This window comes from Dietzia massiliensis, assembly GCF_018390595.1.
Taxonomy (GTDB): Bacteria; Actinomycetota; Actinomycetes; order Mycobacteriales; family Mycobacteriaceae; genus Dietzia; species Dietzia massiliensis.
In genome coordinates, this window is the sequence record NZ_JAHBAV010000058.1 from 1 (window position 1) to 19657 (window position 19657).

A 19657-nucleotide genomic window follows, 5' to 3' on the forward strand; every position below is an offset into this window, starting at 1 on the left:
CGGCGGCGGGCCCCACCTCGCCGCCACGATCGGCAAGCTCCGCGCCCAGGCCGAGAACACGCTGTTGCTCGCCACGGGCGACTCGATCGGCGGGACCACGCCCGAGGCCGCGCTACTGGGCGACCGTCCGACCGTCGAGTTCTTCAACCGGCTCGGCGTGGACGGGGCCGGCATCGGCCGGCGCGAGCTGGAGAAGGGCGCCGACCACGTCCGCTCACTGGTCAAGCCGGGTTGCCTCACGGAGGAGGACTGTCGGGTCGACCCGCCCCTGCCGCCCTTCCGCGGTGCGGCCTTCCCGTTCCTGGCCTCCAACGTGATCCCGTCGCACGACGCGGCCCCGACGTTCCCGTTCGCCATCCACCGCGTCGGCGACGTCCGGGTGGGGGTCGTGGCGGTCACCGCGCCGTCCGAGTCCGTCCCCGAGACCACGACCCGCCTGGCGGACCCGTTCCGGGCGATCGATGAGACCGTCGAGTCGCTGCGGTTCCTCGGCGTCGAGACGATCGTCGCCCTGGTCCAGTCCGATACGGCCCACGGCAATCTCGACCCCGGCTCCTGCCCCGAGGCCCTCACCGACCTCGAACTGGTCGAGGACCTCAACCCGGCCGTCGACGCCCTCATCGTCGGCGCCTCCGGGGGCCCGGCCACGTGCCGTGTCTTCGACTCGGAGAACGACGAGCGGATCGTCGTGGCGCCGGCGTCCCACGGCCGGTCGGTCACGGTCGTCGACCTCGCCGTCGACACCGCCACCGGAGACGTGGTCCGCCCGCAGACCTCGGCGTTCAACCAGACGGTCAACCTGGATATCGAGCCCGACCCCGGGACCGAGGAACTCGTCCGCCAGGCACAGGCCGCCGCGGCGCCCGAGGCCCGCGAGGTCATCGGCACCGCCGACGAGACGATCAGCCGCGCCATGAACGCCGACGGGGAGTCCCCGCTGGCCGACCTCATCGCCGATGCGCAGCTCTCCGCCACCCGCGGCCGGGGCGCGCAGCTCGCCGTGTCCAACCCCGACTCGCTGCGCACCGATCTGCCCGCGGGCCCGCTCGACTACGCCACCCTGCACACCGTGCAGCCCTACGGCGACCGCCTCTACCTGGTCACCGTCACCGGCGAGGAACTCCGCGCCGCCTTCAACCACTTCGCCGACGACATCGGCCGCAACGGCCCCGCGGTGTCGGCCAACGTGCGCTACACCGTCGACGCCGGGCGCCCCGCGGGCGACCGGGTGACGGAGATAGAGGTCGACGACGAGCCGATCGATCCCCGGCGGGAGTACACCGTCGTGGTGAGCGAGTTCCTCTCCTCCCCGGAGTGGGGCGGCTCGGTGTTGGCCGAGCGCGGGGACCGCCGAGAGGCCGGCCTGACGGATCTCGACGCGGTGATCCGCTACGCGACCGACGAGGGCCCGCTGCGGGCGCCCGAGCCCGGCCGCGTCCGCGTGATCGACTGACAGCCGAGCCGCGTACCCGGTTCAGCGCTCGGCGGGGAGCACGTGAGTGCGAGGTCGGCACCAGCCGCTGATAGAGCGTGACCGGGCGCGGAGGAAGCCGGGGACACCCACTACGCCGAATCGCTCCACATATTTGTAAGATGGGTTTCACTCTCCGCACCGTCGGCCACACGTCCGCGCTTCGCTGACGTGTCCCCATGGAGAAAAAGGGATTACAGCCTTATTTACTCCTGAGGAAGCGGGCACCATGTCAGGACGAGATCCCAGCAGGCACAGACGGTCGGCCGTGCTCGGCGCGGCCCTGACGGTCGGCTCGCTGTTCCTCGCGGGATGCATGACGACGAGCGCGGCCCCCGCGGTCGAACCGACGTATGCCGGCCCGGTGCGGCTGGACGAGGTGACGGTGCAGCGCTTCGAGTACCCCACCCGCTACCCCGCTCCCGACCCGGAGCTCAACTGGGCCGACCTCTACCTCCCGGCAGGGGACCAGAAGGTCGACTCCATCCCACTGGCCGTGCTCATCCACGGTGGGGCCTGGCACAAGGAGAGCGGGGCGGGCTCGTTCGATCACCTGGCCCGCGATCTCGCCAGCCGCGGGATGGCGGTCTACAACATCGAGTATCGACACATCGGGTCGGGCGGCGGCTGGCCCATCACCTTCCGCGACGTGGCCGACGCGCTCGACCACGTCACCGAGGTCGACAGAAGGTTCCCGCAGATCACCACCGACGACGAGGTGGTGGTGGGCCACGGAGCCGGCGCACAACTCGCCGTCTGGGCCGCGACCCGACACCGGCTCGAGGACGGGGAGGTGGGTTCCAAGCCCAGCTTCCGCCCCACCCGCGCCATCTCGATCGCCGGGCCGCTGGACATGACCTACGGGGCCACCCACGGGGACGACAGGATCGTCACCGTGCTCGGGGGCACACCCGACGAGGTGTCGAGCCGCTACGCATCGGTGGATCCCATCCAGAACATCGACACGGGGACCCCGGTGATCGCGCTGCACGGCAGGCAGGACGTCACCGTGGCGCCGGAGAACTCCCAGCGCTACGTGGACGAGGTCAATCGTCGGGGTGGCAGGGCCAAGATCGTCATGTTCGAGGACGAGGACCACACCTCGATCGTGTCGGGCAAGTCCCGCTCCTACACGCGGGTCCTCGAGATCATCCGCTACGTCTCGGCGTCCGATCTGCGCGAGACCACCGCCTGACCCGCCCCTCGAGAGCCGGGCCCTGTGCGGAAGTGGAGGGATTTGAACCCCCGGTGCTGTTCAGGCACGCTCGCTTTCAAGGCGAGTGCATTCGGCCGCTCTGCCACACTTCCCCGCCGCCGGCCACGACACGCGCGGCCCCGCCGGTTCCACGTGGAACCGGCTGTACGACGTCGCCCATGCTAGTTCACCTCGCCCGCCCTCACGCAGTCCGGCTACGGTCGAGGGCATGAAGGCCATCGCGTACGACAACGGTCCCGACTCCCTGCATCTGACCGAGGTCGCCGACCCGGTCCCGGCCGCGGGTGAGGTACTCATCGACGTGGCGGCGTCAGCCGTCAACCGTGCCGACCTCCTGCAGACCAAGGGGCACTACCCGCCGCCGCCCCGCGCCTCGGAGATCCTGGGCCTGGAGTGCTCCGGGCGCATCTCGGCGGTCGGCGAGGGCGTCGAGGGCCTGGCGGTCGGCGACGAGGTGTGCGCCCTGCTGGCCGGCGGCGGGTACGCCGAGAAGGTCGCCGTCCCGGCGGGCCAGGTCATGCCCGTTCCGGCGGGGGTCTCGCTGCACGAGGCGGCGTCGCTCCCCGAGGTGGCGTGCACGGTGTGGTCGAACCTGGCGATGACCGGCGGGCTCGGACGGGGACTCCTCGCGGCGGACGCGCACTGGGGCCGGATCGAACTGGGCGCGCCGCGGGTGCTGATCCACGGCGGCGCGGGCGGCATCGGCTCCCACGCGATCCAGGTGTGCCGCGCGCTCGGCACCCGGGTCGCCACCACGGCCGGCGGGCCGGAGAAGGTGGCAATGTGCCGCGAGCTGGGCGCCGAGCTGGTGATCGACTACCGGGCCGAGGACTTCGTCGAACGGGTCGGGGAATGGACCGACGACGACGAGAGGGGCCGTGGCGTCGACCTGGTCCTCGACGTGATGGGCGCGAAGTACCTCGAGCCGAACATCGCGTCCCTGGCGCCGGACGGTCGCGTGGTCGTCATCGGGCTCCAGGGCGGGGTGAAGGGGGAGCTCAACCTGGGCAGGTTGTTGCCCAAGAGGGCCGGCGTCCTCGCCACGAACCTCCGGGCGCGGCCGGTGGACGGCCCCGGCGGGAAGACCGGCATCTGCCAGGAGGTCGTGGATCACGTGTGGCCGATGATCGCCGCCGGCGATGTCACCACGAGGGTCTCGCGCGAGATCCCCCTGGAGCGGGCGGCCGAGGCGCTGGCCCTGCTGGAGTCCGGGGAATCGCACGGGAAGATCCTGCTGACCGTCGACGGGGTCTAGTCTCGGGGTCACGACACGGGGTGCCGCCCAGAAGGGGGCGGCTGAGATGAGACCCGTCGAACCTGCTCCGGGTAATGCCGGCGAAGGGATGTCCCATGCTGCATATCAATGCGTTCCTGTTCGGATGCGGCCACCACTCGGCCGCATGGCGCCGACCCGACTCCCCGGTGGAGCGGCTGGGCGATATCGCCTACTGGGAGGAGCTGGCCCGGACGGCCGAGCGGGGCTGCCTCGACGCGGTGTTCTTCGCCGACGGCCACTCCGTCGGAGACCCTGCCAGCGGCTCGTGGTGGTTCCTGGAGCCCTTGACCGCACTGTCGGCGATGGCGCGCGCGACCCGGCACGTGGGGCTGGTGAGCACCGTGTCCACGACGTTCTTCACGCCGTTCCACGCCGCCCGCATGCTGGCCTCCCTCGACCACATCAGCGGAGGACGGGTCGGCTGGAATGTGGTGACCTCCATGTTCGACGCGGAGGCGCGCAACCACGGGATGGCCGCCCTGCCGGGGCACACCGAGCGGTACGAGCGGGCCGAGGAGTTCGTGCAGGCCGCCCTCGCCCTGTGGGAGTCGTGGGACGCCGACGCGCTGGTCCTCGACCGCGCCGGGCTGTGGGCGGATCCGGCGAAGGTGCGGGCGGTGCACCACGCGGGCGAGCACTTCCTGGTGGACGGACCACTCACCGTGCCGCGGTCCCCGCAGGGCCGGCCGGTTCTGTTCCAGGCGGGGTCGTCGGATCCGGGCCGGGACCTGGCGGCACGGCACGCCGAGGGAATCTACGCCGTCGCGTATGACGACGAGTCCGCGTCGGCGTACGCCGCGGACCTGAGGCGGCGGGCTCGGGCGGCGGGCAGGGACGCGGACTCGCTGGTCGTGATGCCCGGACTGGTGACGTATGTCGGGTCGACTGTGGCGGAAGCCCGTCAGAAGAAGGCCGAGCTCGACGCCCTGCTGCCGGTCGAGGAGTCGTTGGCCCAGCTGTCGATGTTCACCGGGCAGGACTGCTCCGACTGGGAGCTCGACGCGCCTGTTCCGGAGTTGCCGCCGCTGGCCGAGTTCGCGGGACCGCAGGGCCGCTACGAGACCATCCTCCGGATCATCAGCAAGGACTCGCCCACCGTGCGTGAGCTGCTGGGTACCCTCGCGGCGGGCGGCGGGCACTGCACGATGCTCGGCACGCCCGAATCGATCGCGGACGAGATCGAGCGCTGGTACCGGGCGGGCGCGGCCGACGGGTTCAACCTCATGCCTCCGAGTTACCCGGACGGTCTGGAGGATTTCGTGGATCTCGTGATCCCGGTCCTGCAGCGCCGCGGACTGTTCCGGACGAGCTACGACGGGGCGTCGACCCTCCGAGAGCTACTCGCCCGGTGAGCCGGCGGCGGCAGCCGGTCCAGCGCCTCCAACGTCTCGTCGCACCACCTCAGCCAGGCCCGCTCCTCCTCGATCCCCAGCGAGAGGACGCGGTGCTGGAGGACGCCCCGCGGATCGGACGGGTCGACGGCGGAGAAGTCCCGCTTCTCGATCTCGCGGTACCGCTCGAGATTGTCCTGCCGCCGGGCGCGGTGGTGCTCGAGGGCGCGACGGACCTCGTCGGTCCGGCCCGTGGCGGCGGCGGCCCGGACGCGGACGGCGAGAGTCGACCGCGTCACGTCCGGGGCGTCGTCCTCGCCGATCCACTCGACCAGCGATCGGCGGCCGTCGTCGGTGACCGCGAACCGCCTGGGTTGTCCGCGCCGGGGCGGGCCGTCCTGTGGCAGTTCCCGGATCAGGCCCGCCGAGGCCAGCCGGTCGAGTTCGCGGTAGATCTGCTGGTGGGTGGCGGGCCAGAAGTACCCGATCGACCTGTCGAAGCGTCGGGCGAGTTCGATCCCGCTGCCCTCCCGCTCGGTGAGCGAGGTGAGGATCGCGAACCTCAGCGACATCGGCTCAGCGCAGCGCGCCGACGCCGGCGGTGAGGGCGTCCAGCGCCTCGTCGTATTCACCCCGCAGGCGGTCGACCAGGTCGCGGACGGTGCCGGTGGAGCGGACGGCGCCCACGCCCTGTCCGGCGCCCCAGATGTCGCGCCACGCCTTGGAGTCGTTCGACCCGCCGGAGCCGAAGTCCATGGCCGACGGGTCCGACTCCGGTAGGTTGTCCGGGTCCAGGCCGGCGGCCTCGATGCTGCCCCGCAGGTAGTTGCCGTGGATGCCCGTGAACAGGTTGCTGTAGACGATGTCGTCGGCCGTACTGTCGACGATCATCTGCTTGTACTCCGGCGTGGCCCGCGACTCCTCCGTCGCGAGGAACGCCGAACCGACGTAGGCGAGGTCCGCGCCCGCCGCCCGCGCGGCGAGGACGGACCGCCCGTGGGCGATGGCCCCGGACAGCAGCAGCGGCCCGTCGAACCACTCGCGGATCTCCTGTACCAGCGCGAACGGGGACTGCGTCCCGGCGTGCCCCCCGGCCCCGGCGGCCACCGCGACCAGCCCGTCGGCCCCCTTCTCGATGGCCTTGCGGGCGAAGCGGTTGTTGATGACGTCGTGGAGGACGATCCCGCCGTAGGAGTGGACGGCCTCGTTGACCTCCTCGCGCGCGCCGAGCGAGGTGATGACGATGGGCACCTCGTGCTCGACGACCGTCGCCAGATCCTGCTCCAGCCGGTCGTTGGACCGGTGGACGATCTGGTTGACGGCGAACGGTGCCACGTACCGGTCCGGGTTCGCCGCGGCGTAGTCGGCGTTGCTCTCGGTGATCTGATCGAGCCACTCCCCCAGCAGCGACTGCGGCCGCGCGTTGAGGGCGGGGAACGCACCGATCACCCCGGCCTGGCACTGGGCGGCCACGAGTTCCGGGCCGGAGTAGATGAACATCGGCGAGGCGAGCACCGGGACGGTGAGCGGGCCGGCGAGCACGGAGGGCAGAGCCATCGGCATTCCTTTCGGCGAGATGGGAGGCGGCGAGCGCCTGTCCCCGACCGTACGGTCGGCCCCCGCTTTGTGCAACTAGTTGCACAAAGCGGCCACTCGCCCGCACCGCCCGGGGGCGTGGGGCCAGAGTGATTGGTGGGACTCGACGGGTGTCGATAAGGTCCACGCTGACACCGACCGGCCTGCTGGCCCTGGGTGCCTGCTCATCCGATTCCGGAGCGGACTCTCAGGACGCTTCCTCCGACTCGGCGGTCGCGGCTCCCGCAGTGGCCGGTGACGTCGTCCTGAACGAGGCGGACGCCCCCGCGGGTTACACCTACTCCGACGTCGCCGAAGTCCTGGAGGAGGGCGAGGGCGACGAGAACTACGAGGACATGATCGCCGTTCTCGCGGAGATCAGCGGGACTAACACCACCGAGCCGGCCCGGTGCGGCGCGCTCCTGCCCACCGCTGTGGACATGCTCACCCACATCCAGCAGGACCCGCAGGCCTCCGCGGCCACGGAGTTCGCCGACGCCGAGGGGAACGTCATCTCGGTGTTCGCCACGACCGGCGGCACCTGGGAGCGGGTCCCCGAGAACCTGGACGAGTGCGCGACGTTCACCCGCGCCGCCACCGACCCCGCCCTGCACCTGCAGATCGTCTACCGTGCGGAACCGCTCGCGATCGAGGTCGACGGGGCGGAGTCCGCGACGGCAGCGCGCATCGTGTCGGACCAGGACGTGGCCGAGCCGGCGCAGAGCACCTACTCGGCCACCGTCGACGGCGTGTACTTCCAGATCCACACCTCGCAGGCCCTCGACGATCAGCTGCTGGCCGACATGGCCCGGGCCCAGGTCGACAAGATCCGGAACCGCTGAGCCGCGCCGTTCCGGAGTCGGCGATCCCCGCGCCCGCCCGCCCTCAGCCCAGCGGGTAGAGCTCCTCCGCCAGTGCCTCGGCGGCGCGGACGTGCCCGGCGACCGCCTCGGGGTGGAATCCGCCGGCGGTCGGGAACGCCGGGACGCGCTCCTCGCCCACTCCGACGGTGGCCCACGGCGACCCGGCGTCGGCGAGCGACCCGTGCTTGACGTCGTAGTACGCCGACCCCGTGCGCACGGCCACCCCGGAGGCGCCGCGGGCCCCGGCGAACAGGTGCGGATGGAACCGGGTCGTCAGCCAGACCTGTCCCGGCCTGGCAGGGAGCCCCTCGGCCCACACCTCCCGGAAGGACACGAAGCGCGCGCGGTGCAACTGCAGGTCGGCCAGCGCGCGGCCCACCTCGTCGTCGTCGCCGTCAGACCCCGCGCCGCCACCGACGGCCGCGCGCGCCCGCGCGCACACCAGGTCCCACACCACGCGGTCCCCGCCGGGGATCGCCTCGATCACCGACACCCTCTCCCCCGGCACCGCCCAGTCGGCCAGCACCCGGGCGACGGTGTCGGCCACCGCGGCCGGGTCGGTCAGGTCCGACTGCGCGCACAGCATCACGTCCCGGCAGGTGTCGGGGTCGGCGGAGTAGACGGGGTGGTCGATGAGGTGCCGGCCACCGGCGACGGCGTCGAGGTCGCCGGGCGCGGAGAGCGCGAGCCAGCCGTCGTCACCCGCGTGCCGGACCGGGGCGCCGCTGTCCGCGAGCAGCTCGAGCGATCCGGCGTCGCGGACTGTGACCAGCTCGTACCCGCGCAGCGCGTCAGCCAGCAGCGCGGGGTCGCCGCACGGCAGGAACCCCTGACCGGTGGCCACCACGCGCGCCCCCGAGAGCCGACCGAGCTCTCCGGCCGCCGCGGCGACGCCCAGATGGTGCGGCCACTGGTCGTTGACGTATCCCCCGCCGATCAGGTGGACTACCCACGCGCTGCGCGCGAGGTCGATGCCCGAGGCCACCGCCGGGTCCGTGCCGAGCTCGGCGACCGCGCGGCGGGCGAACTCGACCGCCGCCGCCGCGCCGGCCTCGGCGCGCTGCCCCGCCAACCGCCACAGGGTGTCGGTGAACAGCACATCCGGATGCTCGGAGTGGTGCAGCACCGCCGCCTGGCCCGGCGTGTGACAGTCCACCACGACCGGCGTGCCGGGTAGCCGGTGGCGCAGGAACCGCAGCCACCCGGCCAGCAGCTGCTCGTCGCCGTGGTTGGGGTTGCCCGCCGGCGCGACGAGGTAAATGGGCCCGTGGCCCTCGCGCGGCCGCCCCCACCGCGCGTCCGCGGCGGCCCGCACCGTGTCGAGACGGCGACGAGCCCGCCTCCGCAGGCGGGTGGCGGGCGCGACTCGACGGGTCGGTGTCATGACCACCAGCCTGCCCCATCGCCGGCCGGCCCCGGCGGGAGCCCCGGGACGTCAGATCTTGACGAGCATCTTGCCCGTGTTGGCGCCCTTCATCAGGTCGAGGAACGCGTCGACCGAGTTGTCGATCCCCTCGACCACCGTCTCGTCGAACTTCAGCTCGCCGGAGGCCACCCACGGGCCCACCTTCTCGGCGAACTCCTTGAAGTAACCCATGTAGTTGTTCGCGGTGAAGCCCTGCAGCGTCAGCCCACGGGTGATGGCGTACCAGAGGTTGTCCGGGCCGGGCTTGCGCTCGGCGTCGTTGTACGAGCTGATCGCGCCGCACAGGGCCAGGCGGCCACCGTCGTTCATCAGATCCAGCGCGGCCTCCAGGTGATCGCCGCCGACGTTGTCGAAGTAGACGTCGATCCCCTCGCCGTTCTCGCTGCCGAAATGCTCGCGCAGGAGCTTCCGGACCGGGCCGTCCTTGTAGTTGATCGCCGCGTCGAACCCGTAGCGCTCGATGCACGTGGCCACCTTCTCCGGGCTGCCGGCCGAGCCGACGACCTTCGAGGCGCCCATCAGCGTGGCGATCTGCCCCACCGCCGAACCGACCGACCCGGCCGCGCCCGAGACGAACACGCTCTCGCCGGCCTGGAACCGGCCGATGTGCAACAGCCCGACGTACGCGGTGAGGCCCGTGGTCCCCAGGACGCCGAGGTACGCCGAGATCGGCACCCCGTCCATCTCCTGCACCACGCGGAACTGCCGGGCGTCGCCCTGGGCGACGTCGCGCCACCCGTCGTTGTGCAGGACCACCGCGCCGACGGGGTGGTCGTCCGAGCGGGACTCGACGACCCTGCCCACGGCCGCGCCGGTCATGGTCTCGTCGAGCTCGAACGGCGGGATGTACGAGCGTCCCTCGTTCATCCGGCCCCGCATGTAGGGATCCACCGAGATGAACTCGTTGGCCACCCGGACCTCGCCCTCGGCGAGCTCGGGGAGGTCGACGGTGACCGTGCGGAAATTGTCGTGGGTCGGCCATCCGGTGGGACGGCTCGCGAGCTGGATCTGCGTACTGGTCGTCATCTCTCCTGTCTACGCGCCCTCGCGGCGGGGCTGCCACCGGCAGGACCTCTAGTACGCTGAGCCCTCGTGCAGGACCAGCCCCTTCCCGATCCGACCTCGGCGACGCTCCCCGACGAGCGCGTGCGGGGCGAGATCGTCAACGACTCCCACACCTTCCGCCGGGCCGTGGCCGACCTGCGCCAGGGGCTCGGCCAGCGCGAGCTGTGGCTGTCCCTGGGCTGGCAGGACATCAAGCAGCGCTACCGCCGCTCCACGTTGGGCCCGCTGTGGATCACCATCGCCACCGGCGTCATGGCCGTGGCGCTCGGCCTGCTGTACTCCATCCTCTTCCAGATCCCGCTCGCCGAGTTCCTCCCCCACGTCACGGTGGGCCTCATCATGTGGGGCTTCATCTCCGGCTGCATCAAGGAGGGTGCCGAGGTCTTCATCGCCAACGAGGGCCTCATCAAGCAGCTGCCCAGCGCGCTGAGCGTCCACGTCTACCGGCTGGTGTGGCGGCAGTTCCTGTTCCTGTGCCACAACCTGGTCATCTGGGTGATCCTCATGCTGGTGTTCCCGCGGCCGCTGGGCTGGGAGCTCCTGCTGTCCGTGCTGGGGCTGGCGGTGCTCATGGTCAACGGCGTGTGGGTGTCCATGCTGTTCGGCATCCTCGCCACCCGGTTCCGGGACATCGCCCCGCTGCTGGACTCGATGGTGCAGCTGCTCTTCTACATGACCCCCATCGTGTGGACCACGCAGACGCTGTACGAGCAGGGCGGGCAGATCGCCGACCGCGCCCGCATCGCCGAGATCAACCCGCTCTACCACTACCTGGAGATCGTCCGGGCGCCCATGCTCGGCCAGTCCGTCGACGCCTACCACTGGTGGGTCGTCCTGGCCTGCACGGCCGTCGGGCTGCTGCTGGCGTTCGTGGCGCTGCGCCGGTTCCGCTCCCGAGTCCCGTACTGGGTGTAGGAGGTACATCCCATGAGCTCCGCTGCGCCCACCCCCGGCGGCGTGTCCATCGACTGCGTGGACGCGTGCGTGGATTTCCCGATCTTCGACGCCAAATCGCGCTCCCTCAAGAAGGCGGTCCTCGGCTCCGCGGGAGGCGCCATCGGCCGAAACGCGTCCAACGTCGTCGTCGTCGAAGCCCTCAAGGACATCACCCTTTCCCTCCGCGAGGGGGACCGCATCGGCCTGGTCGGCCACAACGGCGCCGGCAAGTCCACGCTGCTGCGCCTGCTGTCCGGCATCTACGAGCCGACCCGCGGCGCGGCGCGGATCCGCGGCCGCGTGGCGCCCGTGTTCGACCTGGGCGTGGGCATGGATCCGGAGATCTCCGGCTACGAGAACATCATCATCCGCGGCCTGTTCCTCGGCCAGACGCGCAAGCAGATGAAGGCCAAGGTCGAGGAGATCGCCGACTTCACCGAGCTCGGCGAGTACCTGGACATGCCGCTGCGCACCTACTCCACCGGTATGCGCGTGCGGCTGGCCCTGGGCGTGGTGACTTCCATCGACCCCGAGATCCTGCTGCTCGACGAGGGCATCGGCGCCGTGGACGCGGAGTTCATGAAGAAGGCGCGCGTGAAGCTCGCCGACCTCGTCTCCCGCTCGGGGATCCTGGTGTTCGCCTCGCACTCCAACGAGTTCCTGGCCCAGCTGTGCGACTCGGCCATGTGGATCGATCACGGCCGCATCCGCCAACGCGGCAGCATCGAGGAGATCGTCACCGCCTACGAGGGCCCCGAGGCCGGGCGCTCGATCGGCGAGTACATCGGCAGGATGCGGCATGAGGGCTGAGGGCGGGGCCGCCGTGGGCGGCACCGGCCGGGGAGCGGCCGACACCCGCCGGGTCGTGGCCGTGGTGGTGACCCACCGTCGGCTCGAGCAGCTGCGCGCGTCCCTGGACGTGGTGTGCGGCCAGACCCGGCCGATCGACCACCTGGTGGTGGTGGACAACGCCGACGAGCAGGCCGTGCGTGAGCTCGTGGAGTCCCAGCCGGTCGAGGCCACGTACATCGGGTCCAAGCACAACCTCGGCGGCGCCGGCGGCTTCGCGCTGGGCATGCTGCACGCCCTGGCCACCGGCGCCGACCTGGTGTGGTGCGCGGACGACGACGGCCGCCCCGAGGGCCCCGACGTCCTGGCCACGCTGCTGCACTGCATGGACCGCCACGGCCTGGCCGAGGTCTCGCCGGTGGTGTGCGACCTCGCCGACCCCGACCGACTGGCCTTCCCCCTGCGGCGCGGCGTGGTGTGGCGGCGTCGGCGCTCGGAGCTGTTCACCGGAGCGGGCGCGGCCGGCGACGGGGAGACCACCGAGGACCTGCTGCCCGGCATCGCGTCGCTGTTCAACGGCGCCCTGTTCACCGCCGAGTGCCTGGACCGCGTGGGCGTGCCCGACCTGCGCCTGTTCATCCGCGGCGACGAGGTCGAGGTGCACCGGCGCCTGGTCCGCTCGGGGCTGCCGTTCGGCACGTGCCTGACCACCGCGTACCTGCACCCGCAGGGCTCGGACGAGTTCAAGCCGATCCTCGGCGGCCGCATGCACACGCAGTTCCCCGACGACCCGGTCAAGCGGCACTTCACCTACCGCAACCGCGGTTACGTCCTCACCCAGCCCGGCAACCGGCGGCTCATCCCGCAGGAGATCGTGCGATTCGGCTGGTACTTCCTCGTCTCGCGGCGTGATCCGGCGGGGTTCCGCGAGTGGCTGCGCCTGCAGCGCATGGGCGCGGGCGAGCGGTTCGAGAAGCCCGGCGCCTGACCCGCGAGAATCCGCTACCCCGGCTCCGGATCCGCTATGCCCACAGGGGTAGCGGATCCCGAGGGAAGGTAGCGGATTCGGGAGGGCGAGCCCGAGTGCCGGTGTGCGGGAATGCGGCACGATGGGGGCATGACCGACTGGATCGCCCTGCAGTCCCGCGCCGCCGACCTGTACGACGAGGTACTGCCCACCGTCACCGACTGGGACGCCGCAACCCCGTGTAGCGACTGGACCACGCGCGAGGTGCTGGCCCACGTGGTGGACGAGCAGCTGTGGGTGCCGGGCCTGCTCGCCGGCGGCACGGTCGACGAGGTGGCCGACGACCTCGAGGACCGCCTGCGTCGCCTGCGCGACGCCTCCGGTCCCGAGCTGGTGGAGGACTGGGAGTCGGTCAAGGCGCCGGTCGCCGCGGCGTGGCGTGGGACATGCGCCGACGGCGCGGATGCAGAGGTGCACGTCTCCTACGGGCTGGCGCCCGCGACGCACTACCTCGCCCAGCAGGTGTTCGACCTGGCCGTCCACGCGTGGGACATCGCCTCCTCGCAGGGCATGGACCTGCGCTGGGGCGACGATCTCGAGCGGGCCGTGTTGGAGTTCGTGCGGACGGACCTCGCCGAGAACCCGGCCCCGGAGCTGTTCGACCCCGCGGTCCCGGGCTTCGACGGCCCGGACGTGTCGGCGCGGGACGAGGTGCTCGCGCTCACCGGTCGCGATCCCTCGGCCTGGCCGGCCCGGTAGCCGCGGGCCGCGGCGCCGCGCTCGTCAGGCCTCGCGCAGAGCCGCCATCGGACACTTGGCGACGGCCTTGCGGGCGCGCTTCTCGTGCTCGGAGGGGATGTCGTCGACCAGCAGGCGCACCACCTCGTCGTCGTCATCCAGCGCGAACACCGCCGGCGCCAGTCCCACGCACACGGCCTGTCCCTCGCACCGGTCCGGATCCACGATGATCCTCATGTCACGCCTCCCCGCCGAGGGCCAGGGGCCCCGTAGTCGATGGTCGTGGCCCTGAAAGTAGACAAAGGTTGTCCCCGTGTCCAGAGATTGCGTGGGATTGCCGGGTACGCCGAACTGACTCCCCGGTAAGTTAGGATCGGGCGGTGCCCAAGACCCTGCTGCACCGCTACACCTCGAGCCCCCGGGCGTTCCCCGTCCTGGCCTCGCTCTACCCGCCGCTGCTGGGGTCGGGGATCCGCATCCGGCACGTCGCCCCGGACTGGACCCGCGGCGAGCTGAACATGCACGTGGCGCCGTGGACCGCCAACACCAACGGCACCGCGTTCGGCGGCGCGCTGTTCGCCGCGACCGACGTCCTCTACGGGGCACTGCTGTCCGGGCAGCTGGGCGGCGGCTACCAGGTGTGGACCAAGAGCGCGACGATCGACTTCCGCTCCCCCGGCCGCGGCCGACTCCGGTGCGTCGTCGAGGTGCCGCACGCGGAGGCGGACTCGATCCGCGAACAGCTGACCACACGGTCCAGCACCAGCGTGGTCCACACCGCGGTCGTGACCGACAGCCGCGGCAGGACGGTCGTCGAGGCGCGACACACAATGTTCATCCGCCGCCGCAAGTAGCGCCGCCACCTGCGCGAACGTATCCGTGCCGACGGGCGGCGAGCATCCGTCGGGGGGTCGACACCGCCGGGCGCGGGTAGGATGATCCGGTCAACCGGCCCTCCCCGGAAAGGAAACCCCGTTGGGAGCCACCCCGCTCGCATGGTCGTTGTCAGTCGGCCTGATCGTCGCACTCCTCCTGTTCGACTACTTCTTCCATGTGCGCAAGGAGCACATTCCCACGATCAAAGAGTCGGCCATCTGGTCCTCGCTCTACGTGGGCGTCGCGGTCCTGTTCGGCTTCGCCGTGTGGATCTTCGGCGGCACGGACATGGGTATCGAGTACTTCGCCGGGTACCTCACCGAGAAGGCGCTCTCGGTGGACAACCTGTTCGTGTTCCTCCTGCTGTTGACGAGCTTCAAGGTGCCCAAGGCGGGTCAGCAGAAGGCGCTGCTGTTCGGCATCGTCTTCTCGATCATCGCCCGCACCGCGTTCATCTTCGTGGGCGCCGCGCTGCTCAACCAGTTCAGCGCGCTGTTCTACGTGTTCGGCCTGTTCCTCATCGTCACCGCCGGCCGCCTACTGGCCGAGGATGACGAGGACGACGACGAGGTCGACAACGTCATGGTCCGGTTCGCCAAGAAGGTCATCCCGGCGACCGATCACTACGACCACGACAAGCTGTTCACCGTCGAGAACGGCAAGCGCGTCATGACGCCCATGATGATCGTCATGGTCGCCATCGGCGGCACCGACATCATGTTCGCGCTGGACTCGATCCCCGCAATCTTCGGCCTCACCCAGAACGTCTTCATCGTCTTCACCGCCACCACGTTCTCGCTGCTCGGCCTGCGCCAGCTGTACTTCCTGCTGGAGGGCCTGCTCGACCGGCTGGTCTACCTCAAGTACGGCCTGGCGGCGATCCTGGGCTTCATCGGCGTCAAGCTGGTGCTGCACGCCCTGCACGAGAACAACCTGCCGTTCATCAACGGTGGCGAGCACGTCGACGTGGTCGAGGTGCCCACGCTGCTGTCGCTGGGCGTGATCGTGGTGGTGCTCGTCGTGACCATCGTGGCGTCGCTGGTCAGCCCCGCCGGCAAGGCCCTCACCGTCCTGGGCAACCTCAAGCGTTACTCGCGGGAGTACCTCAACAAGGACTTCACCGACGACCCGGTCGAGCGCGCCCGGCTGTGGAGCAAGATCCTCGAGAACGAGGACAAGCTCGACACGATCGACCGCAAGTACTTCGGCAGCGAGGGCGACGTGTGGGAGCTCGAGCAGCTCCTGCGCCGGGTCTGGGACGAGCAGGGCCGCTACGAGAAGGCCACCGACTACACCCGCTGACCCGCCACACCTGCGTCATCCCGTCCCGCGGCCTCAACGCCGCGGGCCGGACCACATCCCGTGCGGGTCGGCCGCGGGGTCATCGGCCGGCGGATAGCAGACCTCTGACGAGGGCCACCGCGCCCGCAGCACGGCGGCCGCGCGGCGGCCCGCACCGGGGTCAACCGCGCCGTGGTGACCCGCCAGCGAGGCCGCGATGCCCGGGTCGGCGTCGCCGCGGACCACGATCACCGTCCACCCGGCGTGCAGCAGCTGCTCGCGGAACCTCTCGGCGCCGCGACCCGCGCTCGACGGCGTCGCGGCGTCCCCGGCAGTGAAGACCACGCAGCGGACATCGGGATCCGCCAGCGGCAGCTCCACCGTGAAGTGCCCCAGACGCACGGCGTGCCCGTGCCGGAAGCCGTCGAGCCCTGCCGCCCGGAGCTCCAGTCGTGTCCGCGTCGAGACGGCCGACCCCGACCGCGGGTCCGCCGCGCGGGCGACGGCAGTGAAGTCGCGGGCACCGCGCCCCGAGGGGTGCTCGAGCGCGCCCGCCAGCTGGCCCGGCAACTCGGGCACCCTCGCGCACAGCCGCTCCACCGACACCACCGCATCCTCGAACCCCAGGTCTCCGGCCAGATCCCGGCACGTGCGCAGCGGGGTGGTGACCCGCAACCCGTCGATCTCGGTGACAGCCGACGGCGGCAGGGTGCCGTAGCGGTAGATCCGCCCCGAACGGGACCGACGCGTCGACGGCAACCAGATCTCGGGCGGCGCGTCCGCGGGCGCCGAGTCGTCTCCCCACAGCAGGGCGGCACTGCGCCCGCGCAAGACCCCTTCGGGCCAGTTACGCGCCAACGCGATGCTGCGCAGCCGGAGATCATCCGGCTGGTCCTCCCGCCGGTACATCCCGTGCCAGATCCGACGGTAGCGCGCGCGACCGGCCGGGGCTGGCACGGCGGCCGCGAGTTCGGCGGTGGTCAGCGGGCCGGGCGGCGGGTCGTCGATGCTGCCGATCGAGTAGGTGAGGCCGAGTGCGGAGGTGTCCATGCCCACACTCTGCGGCACGCCCCCGCCGGGACTCTGTCGGAAACACCGGCCCCGTGGCCCGCCTGTGGACAGGTCGGGCCTGTGGATTGACGCCGCTCGGGCGTGGGGAGCCCTACGAGTGGTGCTCGCCGAGATACGCGTCAAACACCTGCTCCGGGGGGCCACCGCGGTGCAGGAACTGCTGGTCCAGCGTCACCGCGAGCCGCTCCAGCGCCACTGCGAGCTGGCGGCGACCCAGCTCCACGGCGGCCGGCGACCCCACCGGGCCGGGTTCGGACAGTCGCACCGCGCCGGCCAGCTGTCGTGGCAGGGACAGGTCCGCGGACCGCTCGCGGAAGTAGAAGCCCTCGGAGTGCTGGAAGAAGTCGATCCGGACCTCCTCGACCCTGTCGGCCACGGCCGTCAACTGGGCACACACCGGCTCCGCGGGCAGATCCGGGATCCGCCCCTGGAAGTCGACCTCGTCCAGACGCGACAGTTCCTGCGCCAACGCCCGCCGCCGCAACAAGGGCGGATACACCTGGTTGAACCAGGTCAGTGCCCCGGTGAGCAGGGCGAATCCCGTCAACGCCTGGAACGGTGTGATCCACCGGATCCACGAATCGGAGGGGACCATGTCGCCGAACCCGAGGGTCGCCAGCGTGACGAACGAGAAGTACAGGGCCTCGACGAACGCCGGGAGCGTGTTCGAATCGATCCCGTCGGAGTAGGTGAAGTCCGCTGGCACGTGCGGGTAGTAGATCACTCCCCAGCCCAGTCCCTGGAGCAGCACCCACAGCAGGATGACCGTCACCAGGGCCGCCGGTCCCACCGCGCTGCCCACGCGGTGGCCGGTCGCCCGGGCCAAGCGCCAGATCCCCGCGAACACCCAGGGGCTCAGGTACCCGGTGCCCCCGGGGTGCATCAGCGTGTGGAACACGTCCATCAACACCACCGCGATGAGCGCCACGCCCACCACCGTCAACACGATCTCGACCATCACCCCACCCTAAGCGGCGAGCGGACGGCGGGTCAGAGTCCGTACAGCCGCGCCCAGTTCTCCCGGGTGGTGAGCTCGGACTGGGCCGCGCGCCACCGCCGCTGCGCGGCGGGCGCCTCGCGGACGAACCGGGCCAGCAGCGCCGCCAGCCGCTTCTGCAGCTCGGAGACCCGCGCCGGGTCGACCTTCCGGTGGTGCACGCCGGTCTGCGAGGCGTCGGTCACGTAGACCTCGTCGAACAGCGACACGTGCCACCAGGCGGCGTCCTCGTACGGGATCGCCACGACGCCGCGGCGCTGCCGACCGAGCTTCTGGGTGAGCAGCCGCTTGGCCAGCACCTGGTCCTCGCGGTCCTCGCGCGGGATGCCCACCTTGCGCTCGACTCTGATCCCCGCGGGGAGCGCCCCCACGGCGAGCTTGGCGGTCTCGGGGTACTCCGCGCGCTCGGCCCGGATCGCGGCGAGCGCGGCCTGCCCGCCGTCGCCCACCCCGCGGGAGCCGTCGGGCCCGTCGAGGAACGCCTCGATCCCCCGCATCCGCGTGGCCGCCAGCCCGTACTGCATGCCCACCATCGCCCGAAGGACGCTGCGCCCGAGGTTCTTGGCCATGCTCTTCGGGTCAATCCCCTGCCGGATCGCCGCGGTGACCAGCGAGTTCCGCTGGGAGAAGAACTGACCGAAGTCGTCGCCGTCCTTCCAGTAGAAGTCGGCGTGCCACACGGCCGCGCCCTGCAGCGTGCACGTCGGGACCCCGGCCTGACGGCACCGGAGGCCGTACTCGATGTCGTCCCACTGGAAGAAGTACGGCATCGGCAGGCCCACCTCCTCCACCGCCTCGCCGGGGACGAGGCAGGACCACCAGGCGTTGTACTCGGCGTCGATCCGCCGCTCCTGCCGGTTCTCGACCACCGACTCGTCGCGCAGCGCGTACTCGTCGGCGTCGAGGCCGCCGCGGAGCTCGTCGAGCTGCGTGCGCTCGGCCGAGACCAGCAGGTAGTCGGGGTTGTACAGGTACAGCATCTGCGCCCCGACCAGCATCGGCTCGCGCGTCACGGCGGCAAAGGCGAACAGTCGCAGGACCGTCTCCGGCTCCACCCGGACGTCGTCGTCCATGAGCAGTACGTCCACGGGCCCGGCGGCGCCCGGCGCGGTGGCCTCGTACAGGCCGCGGCTGAAGCCGCCGGCGCCGCCGAGGTTGGGCTGGCGCAGGTAGTGCAGTCGGTCGCCGAACTCCTCGGCCGCGTGTTGGAACGGCTCGCGGGTCTCCACCAGGTCGGTGCCCTGGTCCGTCACGTAGAGGTCGTCGACGAAGTCCGCGACGAAGGGATCCGAGGCCAGCGAGTCCACGGTGGCCGCACAGTCGTCCGCCCTGTTGAACGTGCAGATCGCCACGGCAGCGCGGCGGGCGGGCCTCGTCGTCGTCGTACTCCACACCACCTCCGACACGGTCGCCGGCGCGTCCACGGCGTGCAGCTCCAGCCACATCGCGCCACCGTCGGTGAACGCGTCCACCGGCACGTGCAGCACCGCCATCCCGTCACCGTGGTGGTGGACCACGTCCACCGTCCGCACGTGGGAGCCGATGTCGGAGGCGCGGACCAGCACGTCCAGCTGCCCGGTCGTCTCCACGGACACGCGCACGGTGAGCTCGGTGACCGAGGTCCACCGCTGCCAGTAGGAGGCCTCGAACCGGCCGAAGTACGTGTTGGTGTCGACAATCGCGCCGGCGTCCATGTGCAGCTCGGCGCGGGTACGTCGCACGACCCCGCGCACGATGCGCGAGTACAGGTCGTCGTTGACCCACCGGCGCGGGCCCGAG

The 19657-nt window shown here is 71.2% G+C and carries 19 protein-coding genes, 1 tRNA gene and 1 riboswitch; of the genes, 11 read left to right on the forward strand and 9 right to left on the reverse strand.

The window, feature by feature from the left end:
* Together KHA85_RS13790 and KHA85_RS13795 are read left to right on the forward strand one after the other, a co-directional pair.
* A partial coding sequence (locus tag KHA85_RS13790) for a bifunctional metallophosphatase/5'-nucleotidase (RefSeq protein ID WP_213186236.1) occupies positions 1–1453 on the forward strand: 1453 nt, incomplete at its 5' end.
* Between the two features lie 247 nt (positions 1454–1700).
* Complete coding sequence (locus KHA85_RS13795) at positions 1701–2666, forward strand: alpha/beta hydrolase family protein (protein ID WP_438802057.1); 966 nt, start codon at positions 1701–1703, stop codon at positions 2664–2666.
* Between the two features lie 27 nt (positions 2667–2693).
* On the opposite strand, the gene KHA85_RS13800 is transcribed toward KHA85_RS13795, so the two are convergent.
* Positions 2694–2779 (reverse strand) — tRNA-Ser (locus KHA85_RS13800).
* A 116-nt stretch (positions 2780–2895) separates the two neighbouring features.
* Between KHA85_RS13800 and KHA85_RS13805 the strand changes: the two genes are divergently transcribed.
* Together KHA85_RS13805 and KHA85_RS13810 are read left to right on the forward strand one after the other, a co-directional pair.
* Positions 2896–3942, forward strand: coding sequence for an NAD(P)H-quinone oxidoreductase (locus tag KHA85_RS13805; RefSeq protein WP_213186237.1), 1047 nt, complete (start codon positions 2896–2898; stop codon positions 3940–3942).
* A gap of 6 nt (positions 3943–3948) precedes the next feature.
* Positions 3949–4048: riboswitch (TPP riboswitch) on the forward strand.
* Positions 4038–5315, forward strand: a complete 1278-nt coding sequence (locus KHA85_RS13810; protein ID WP_213186238.1) for an LLM class flavin-dependent oxidoreductase — start codon at positions 4038–4040, stop codon at positions 5313–5315. Its footprint overlaps the riboswitch before it by 11 nt.
* Here KHA85_RS13810 and KHA85_RS13815 read toward each other — a convergent pair.
* Both KHA85_RS13815 and KHA85_RS13820 read right to left on the reverse strand, forming a co-directional pair.
* Entirely contained in the window at positions 5273–5866 is a 594-nt protein-coding gene (locus KHA85_RS13815) for a PadR family transcriptional regulator (RefSeq protein ID WP_063972284.1), read from the reverse strand. The genes KHA85_RS13810 and KHA85_RS13815 overlap by 43 nt on opposite strands.
* Positions 5867–5870: 4 nt before the next feature.
* Complete coding sequence (locus KHA85_RS13820) at positions 5871–6851, reverse strand: NAD(P)H-dependent flavin oxidoreductase (protein WP_063972285.1); 981 nt, start codon at positions 6849–6851, stop codon at positions 5871–5873.
* Between the two features lie 149 nt (positions 6852–7000).
* Between KHA85_RS13820 and KHA85_RS13825 the strand changes: the two genes are divergently transcribed.
* A complete protein-coding gene (locus KHA85_RS13825; protein WP_213186239.1) occupies positions 7001–7711 on the forward strand; it encodes a hypothetical protein in 711 nt (236 codons plus the stop codon).
* A 43-nt stretch (positions 7712–7754) separates the two neighbouring features.
* Here the strand turns inward: KHA85_RS13825 and KHA85_RS18335 are convergent, their stop codons facing one another.
* On the reverse strand, positions 7755–9116 hold the full coding sequence (locus KHA85_RS18335; protein ID WP_213186240.1) for a polysaccharide pyruvyl transferase family protein: 1362 nt from the start codon (positions 9114–9116) through the stop codon (positions 7755–7757).
* 51 nt (positions 9117–9167) lie between these two features.
* A complete protein-coding gene (locus KHA85_RS13835; protein ID WP_007633379.1) occupies positions 9168–10184 on the reverse strand; it encodes an NADP-dependent oxidoreductase in 1017 nt (338 codons plus the stop codon).
* A 66-nt stretch (positions 10185–10250) separates the two neighbouring features.
* Between KHA85_RS13835 and wzm the strand changes: the two genes are divergently transcribed.
* The 4 genes from wzm to KHA85_RS13855 all read left to right on the forward strand — a co-directional run bounded on the left by wzm (position 10251) and on the right by KHA85_RS13855 (position 13674).
* Positions 10251–11138 carry a galactan export ABC transporter permease subunit Wzm/RfbD gene (gene wzm, locus KHA85_RS13840; protein ID WP_213186241.1) on the forward strand — a complete coding sequence of 296 codons (888 nt, stop codon included), beginning with the start codon at positions 10251–10253 and terminating at the stop codon, positions 11136–11138.
* A 12-nt stretch (positions 11139–11150) separates the two neighbouring features.
* Positions 11151–11969, forward strand: a complete 819-nt coding sequence (wzt, locus tag KHA85_RS13845; protein ID WP_213186242.1) for a galactan export ABC transporter ATP-binding subunit Wzt/RfbE — start codon at positions 11151–11153, stop codon at positions 11967–11969.
* Positions 11959–12936 carry a galactofuranosyltransferase GlfT1 gene (glfT1, locus tag KHA85_RS13850; RefSeq protein ID WP_236885711.1) on the forward strand — a complete coding sequence of 326 codons (978 nt, stop codon included), beginning with the start codon at positions 11959–11961 and terminating at the stop codon, positions 12934–12936. Before wzt ends, glfT1 begins: the two co-directional genes overlap by 11 nt.
* Before the next feature lie 129 nt (positions 12937–13065).
* Entirely contained in the window at positions 13066–13674 is a 609-nt protein-coding gene (locus KHA85_RS13855) for a TIGR03086 family metal-binding protein (RefSeq protein WP_213186243.1), read from the forward strand.
* Positions 13675–13698: 24 nt separating this feature from the next.
* Here KHA85_RS13855 and KHA85_RS13860 read toward each other — a convergent pair whose 3' ends face one another.
* Positions 13699–13890 carry a ferredoxin gene (locus KHA85_RS13860; protein ID WP_061229493.1) on the reverse strand — a complete coding sequence of 64 codons (192 nt, stop codon included), beginning with the start codon at positions 13888–13890 and terminating at the stop codon, positions 13699–13701.
* A 143-nt stretch (positions 13891–14033) separates the two neighbouring features.
* Here KHA85_RS13860 and KHA85_RS13865 point away from each other — a divergent pair, with 143 nt between their 5' ends.
* Positions 14034–14507: a PaaI family thioesterase gene (locus tag KHA85_RS13865; RefSeq protein ID WP_070720955.1), complete on the forward strand. Its 474-nt coding sequence runs from the start codon at positions 14034–14036 to the stop codon at positions 14505–14507.
* A 121-nt stretch (positions 14508–14628) separates the two neighbouring features.
* A complete protein-coding gene (locus tag KHA85_RS13870; RefSeq protein WP_213186244.1) occupies positions 14629–15831 on the forward strand; it encodes a TerC family protein in 1203 nt (400 codons plus the stop codon).
* Between the two features lie 33 nt (positions 15832–15864).
* Here the strand turns inward: KHA85_RS13870 and KHA85_RS13875 are convergent, their stop codons facing one another.
* From KHA85_RS13875 to KHA85_RS13885, 3 genes are all read right to left on the reverse strand, one after another.
* Complete coding sequence (locus tag KHA85_RS13875) at positions 15865–16860, reverse strand: hypothetical protein (RefSeq protein WP_213186245.1); 996 nt, start codon at positions 16858–16860, stop codon at positions 15865–15867.
* Between the two features lie 112 nt (positions 16861–16972).
* Positions 16973–17839 carry a potassium channel family protein gene (locus tag KHA85_RS13880; protein WP_213186246.1) on the reverse strand — a complete coding sequence of 289 codons (867 nt, stop codon included), beginning with the start codon at positions 17837–17839 and terminating at the stop codon, positions 16973–16975.
* 32 nt (positions 17840–17871) lie between these two features.
* On the reverse strand, positions 17872–19657 hold a 1786-nt coding region (locus KHA85_RS13885; RefSeq protein WP_213186247.1), incomplete at its 5' end, for a glycosyltransferase.

Excerpts from the sequence above, each read along its gene's own strand:
- KHA85_RS13795 (WP_438802057.1), top strand. The coding sequence starts at position 1,701 with ATGTCAGGACGAGATCCCAGCAGGCACAGACGGTCGGCCGTGCTCGGC.
- KHA85_RS13860 (WP_061229493.1), bottom strand. The coding sequence starts at position 13,890 with ATGAGGATCATCGTGGATCCGGACCGGTGCGAGGGACAGGCCGTGTGC.
- KHA85_RS13855 (WP_213186243.1), top strand. The coding sequence starts at position 13,066 with ATGACCGACTGGATCGCCCTGCAGTCCCGCGCCGCCGACCTGTACGAC.
- KHA85_RS13805 (WP_213186237.1), top strand. The coding sequence starts at position 2,896 with ATGAAGGCCATCGCGTACGACAACGGTCCCGACTCCCTGCATCTGACC.
- KHA85_RS13820 (WP_063972285.1), bottom strand. The coding sequence starts at position 6,851 with ATGGCTCTGCCCTCCGTGCTCGCCGGCCCGCTCACCGTCCCGGTGCTC.
- KHA85_RS13835 (WP_007633379.1), bottom strand. The coding sequence starts at position 10,184 with ATGACGACCAGTACGCAGATCCAGCTCGCGAGCCGTCCCACCGGATGG.
- KHA85_RS13875 (WP_213186245.1), bottom strand. The coding sequence starts at position 16,860 with ATGGACACCTCCGCACTCGGCCTCACCTACTCGATCGGCAGCATCGAC.
- KHA85_RS13880 (WP_213186246.1), bottom strand. The coding sequence starts at position 17,839 with ATGGTCGAGATCGTGTTGACGGTGGTGGGCGTGGCGCTCATCGCGGTG.
- KHA85_RS13810 (WP_213186238.1), top strand. The coding sequence starts at position 4,038 with ATGCTGCATATCAATGCGTTCCTGTTCGGATGCGGCCACCACTCGGCC.
- wzt (WP_213186242.1), top strand. The coding sequence starts at position 11,151 with ATGAGCTCCGCTGCGCCCACCCCCGGCGGCGTGTCCATCGACTGCGTG.
- glfT1 (WP_236885711.1), top strand. The coding sequence starts at position 11,959 with ATGAGGGCTGAGGGCGGGGCCGCCGTGGGCGGCACCGGCCGGGGAGCG.
- KHA85_RS13815 (WP_063972284.1), bottom strand. The coding sequence starts at position 5,866 with ATGTCGCTGAGGTTCGCGATCCTCACCTCGCTCACCGAGCGGGAGGGC.
- KHA85_RS18335 (WP_213186240.1), bottom strand. The coding sequence starts at position 9,116 with ATGACACCGACCCGTCGAGTCGCGCCCGCCACCCGCCTGCGGAGGCGG.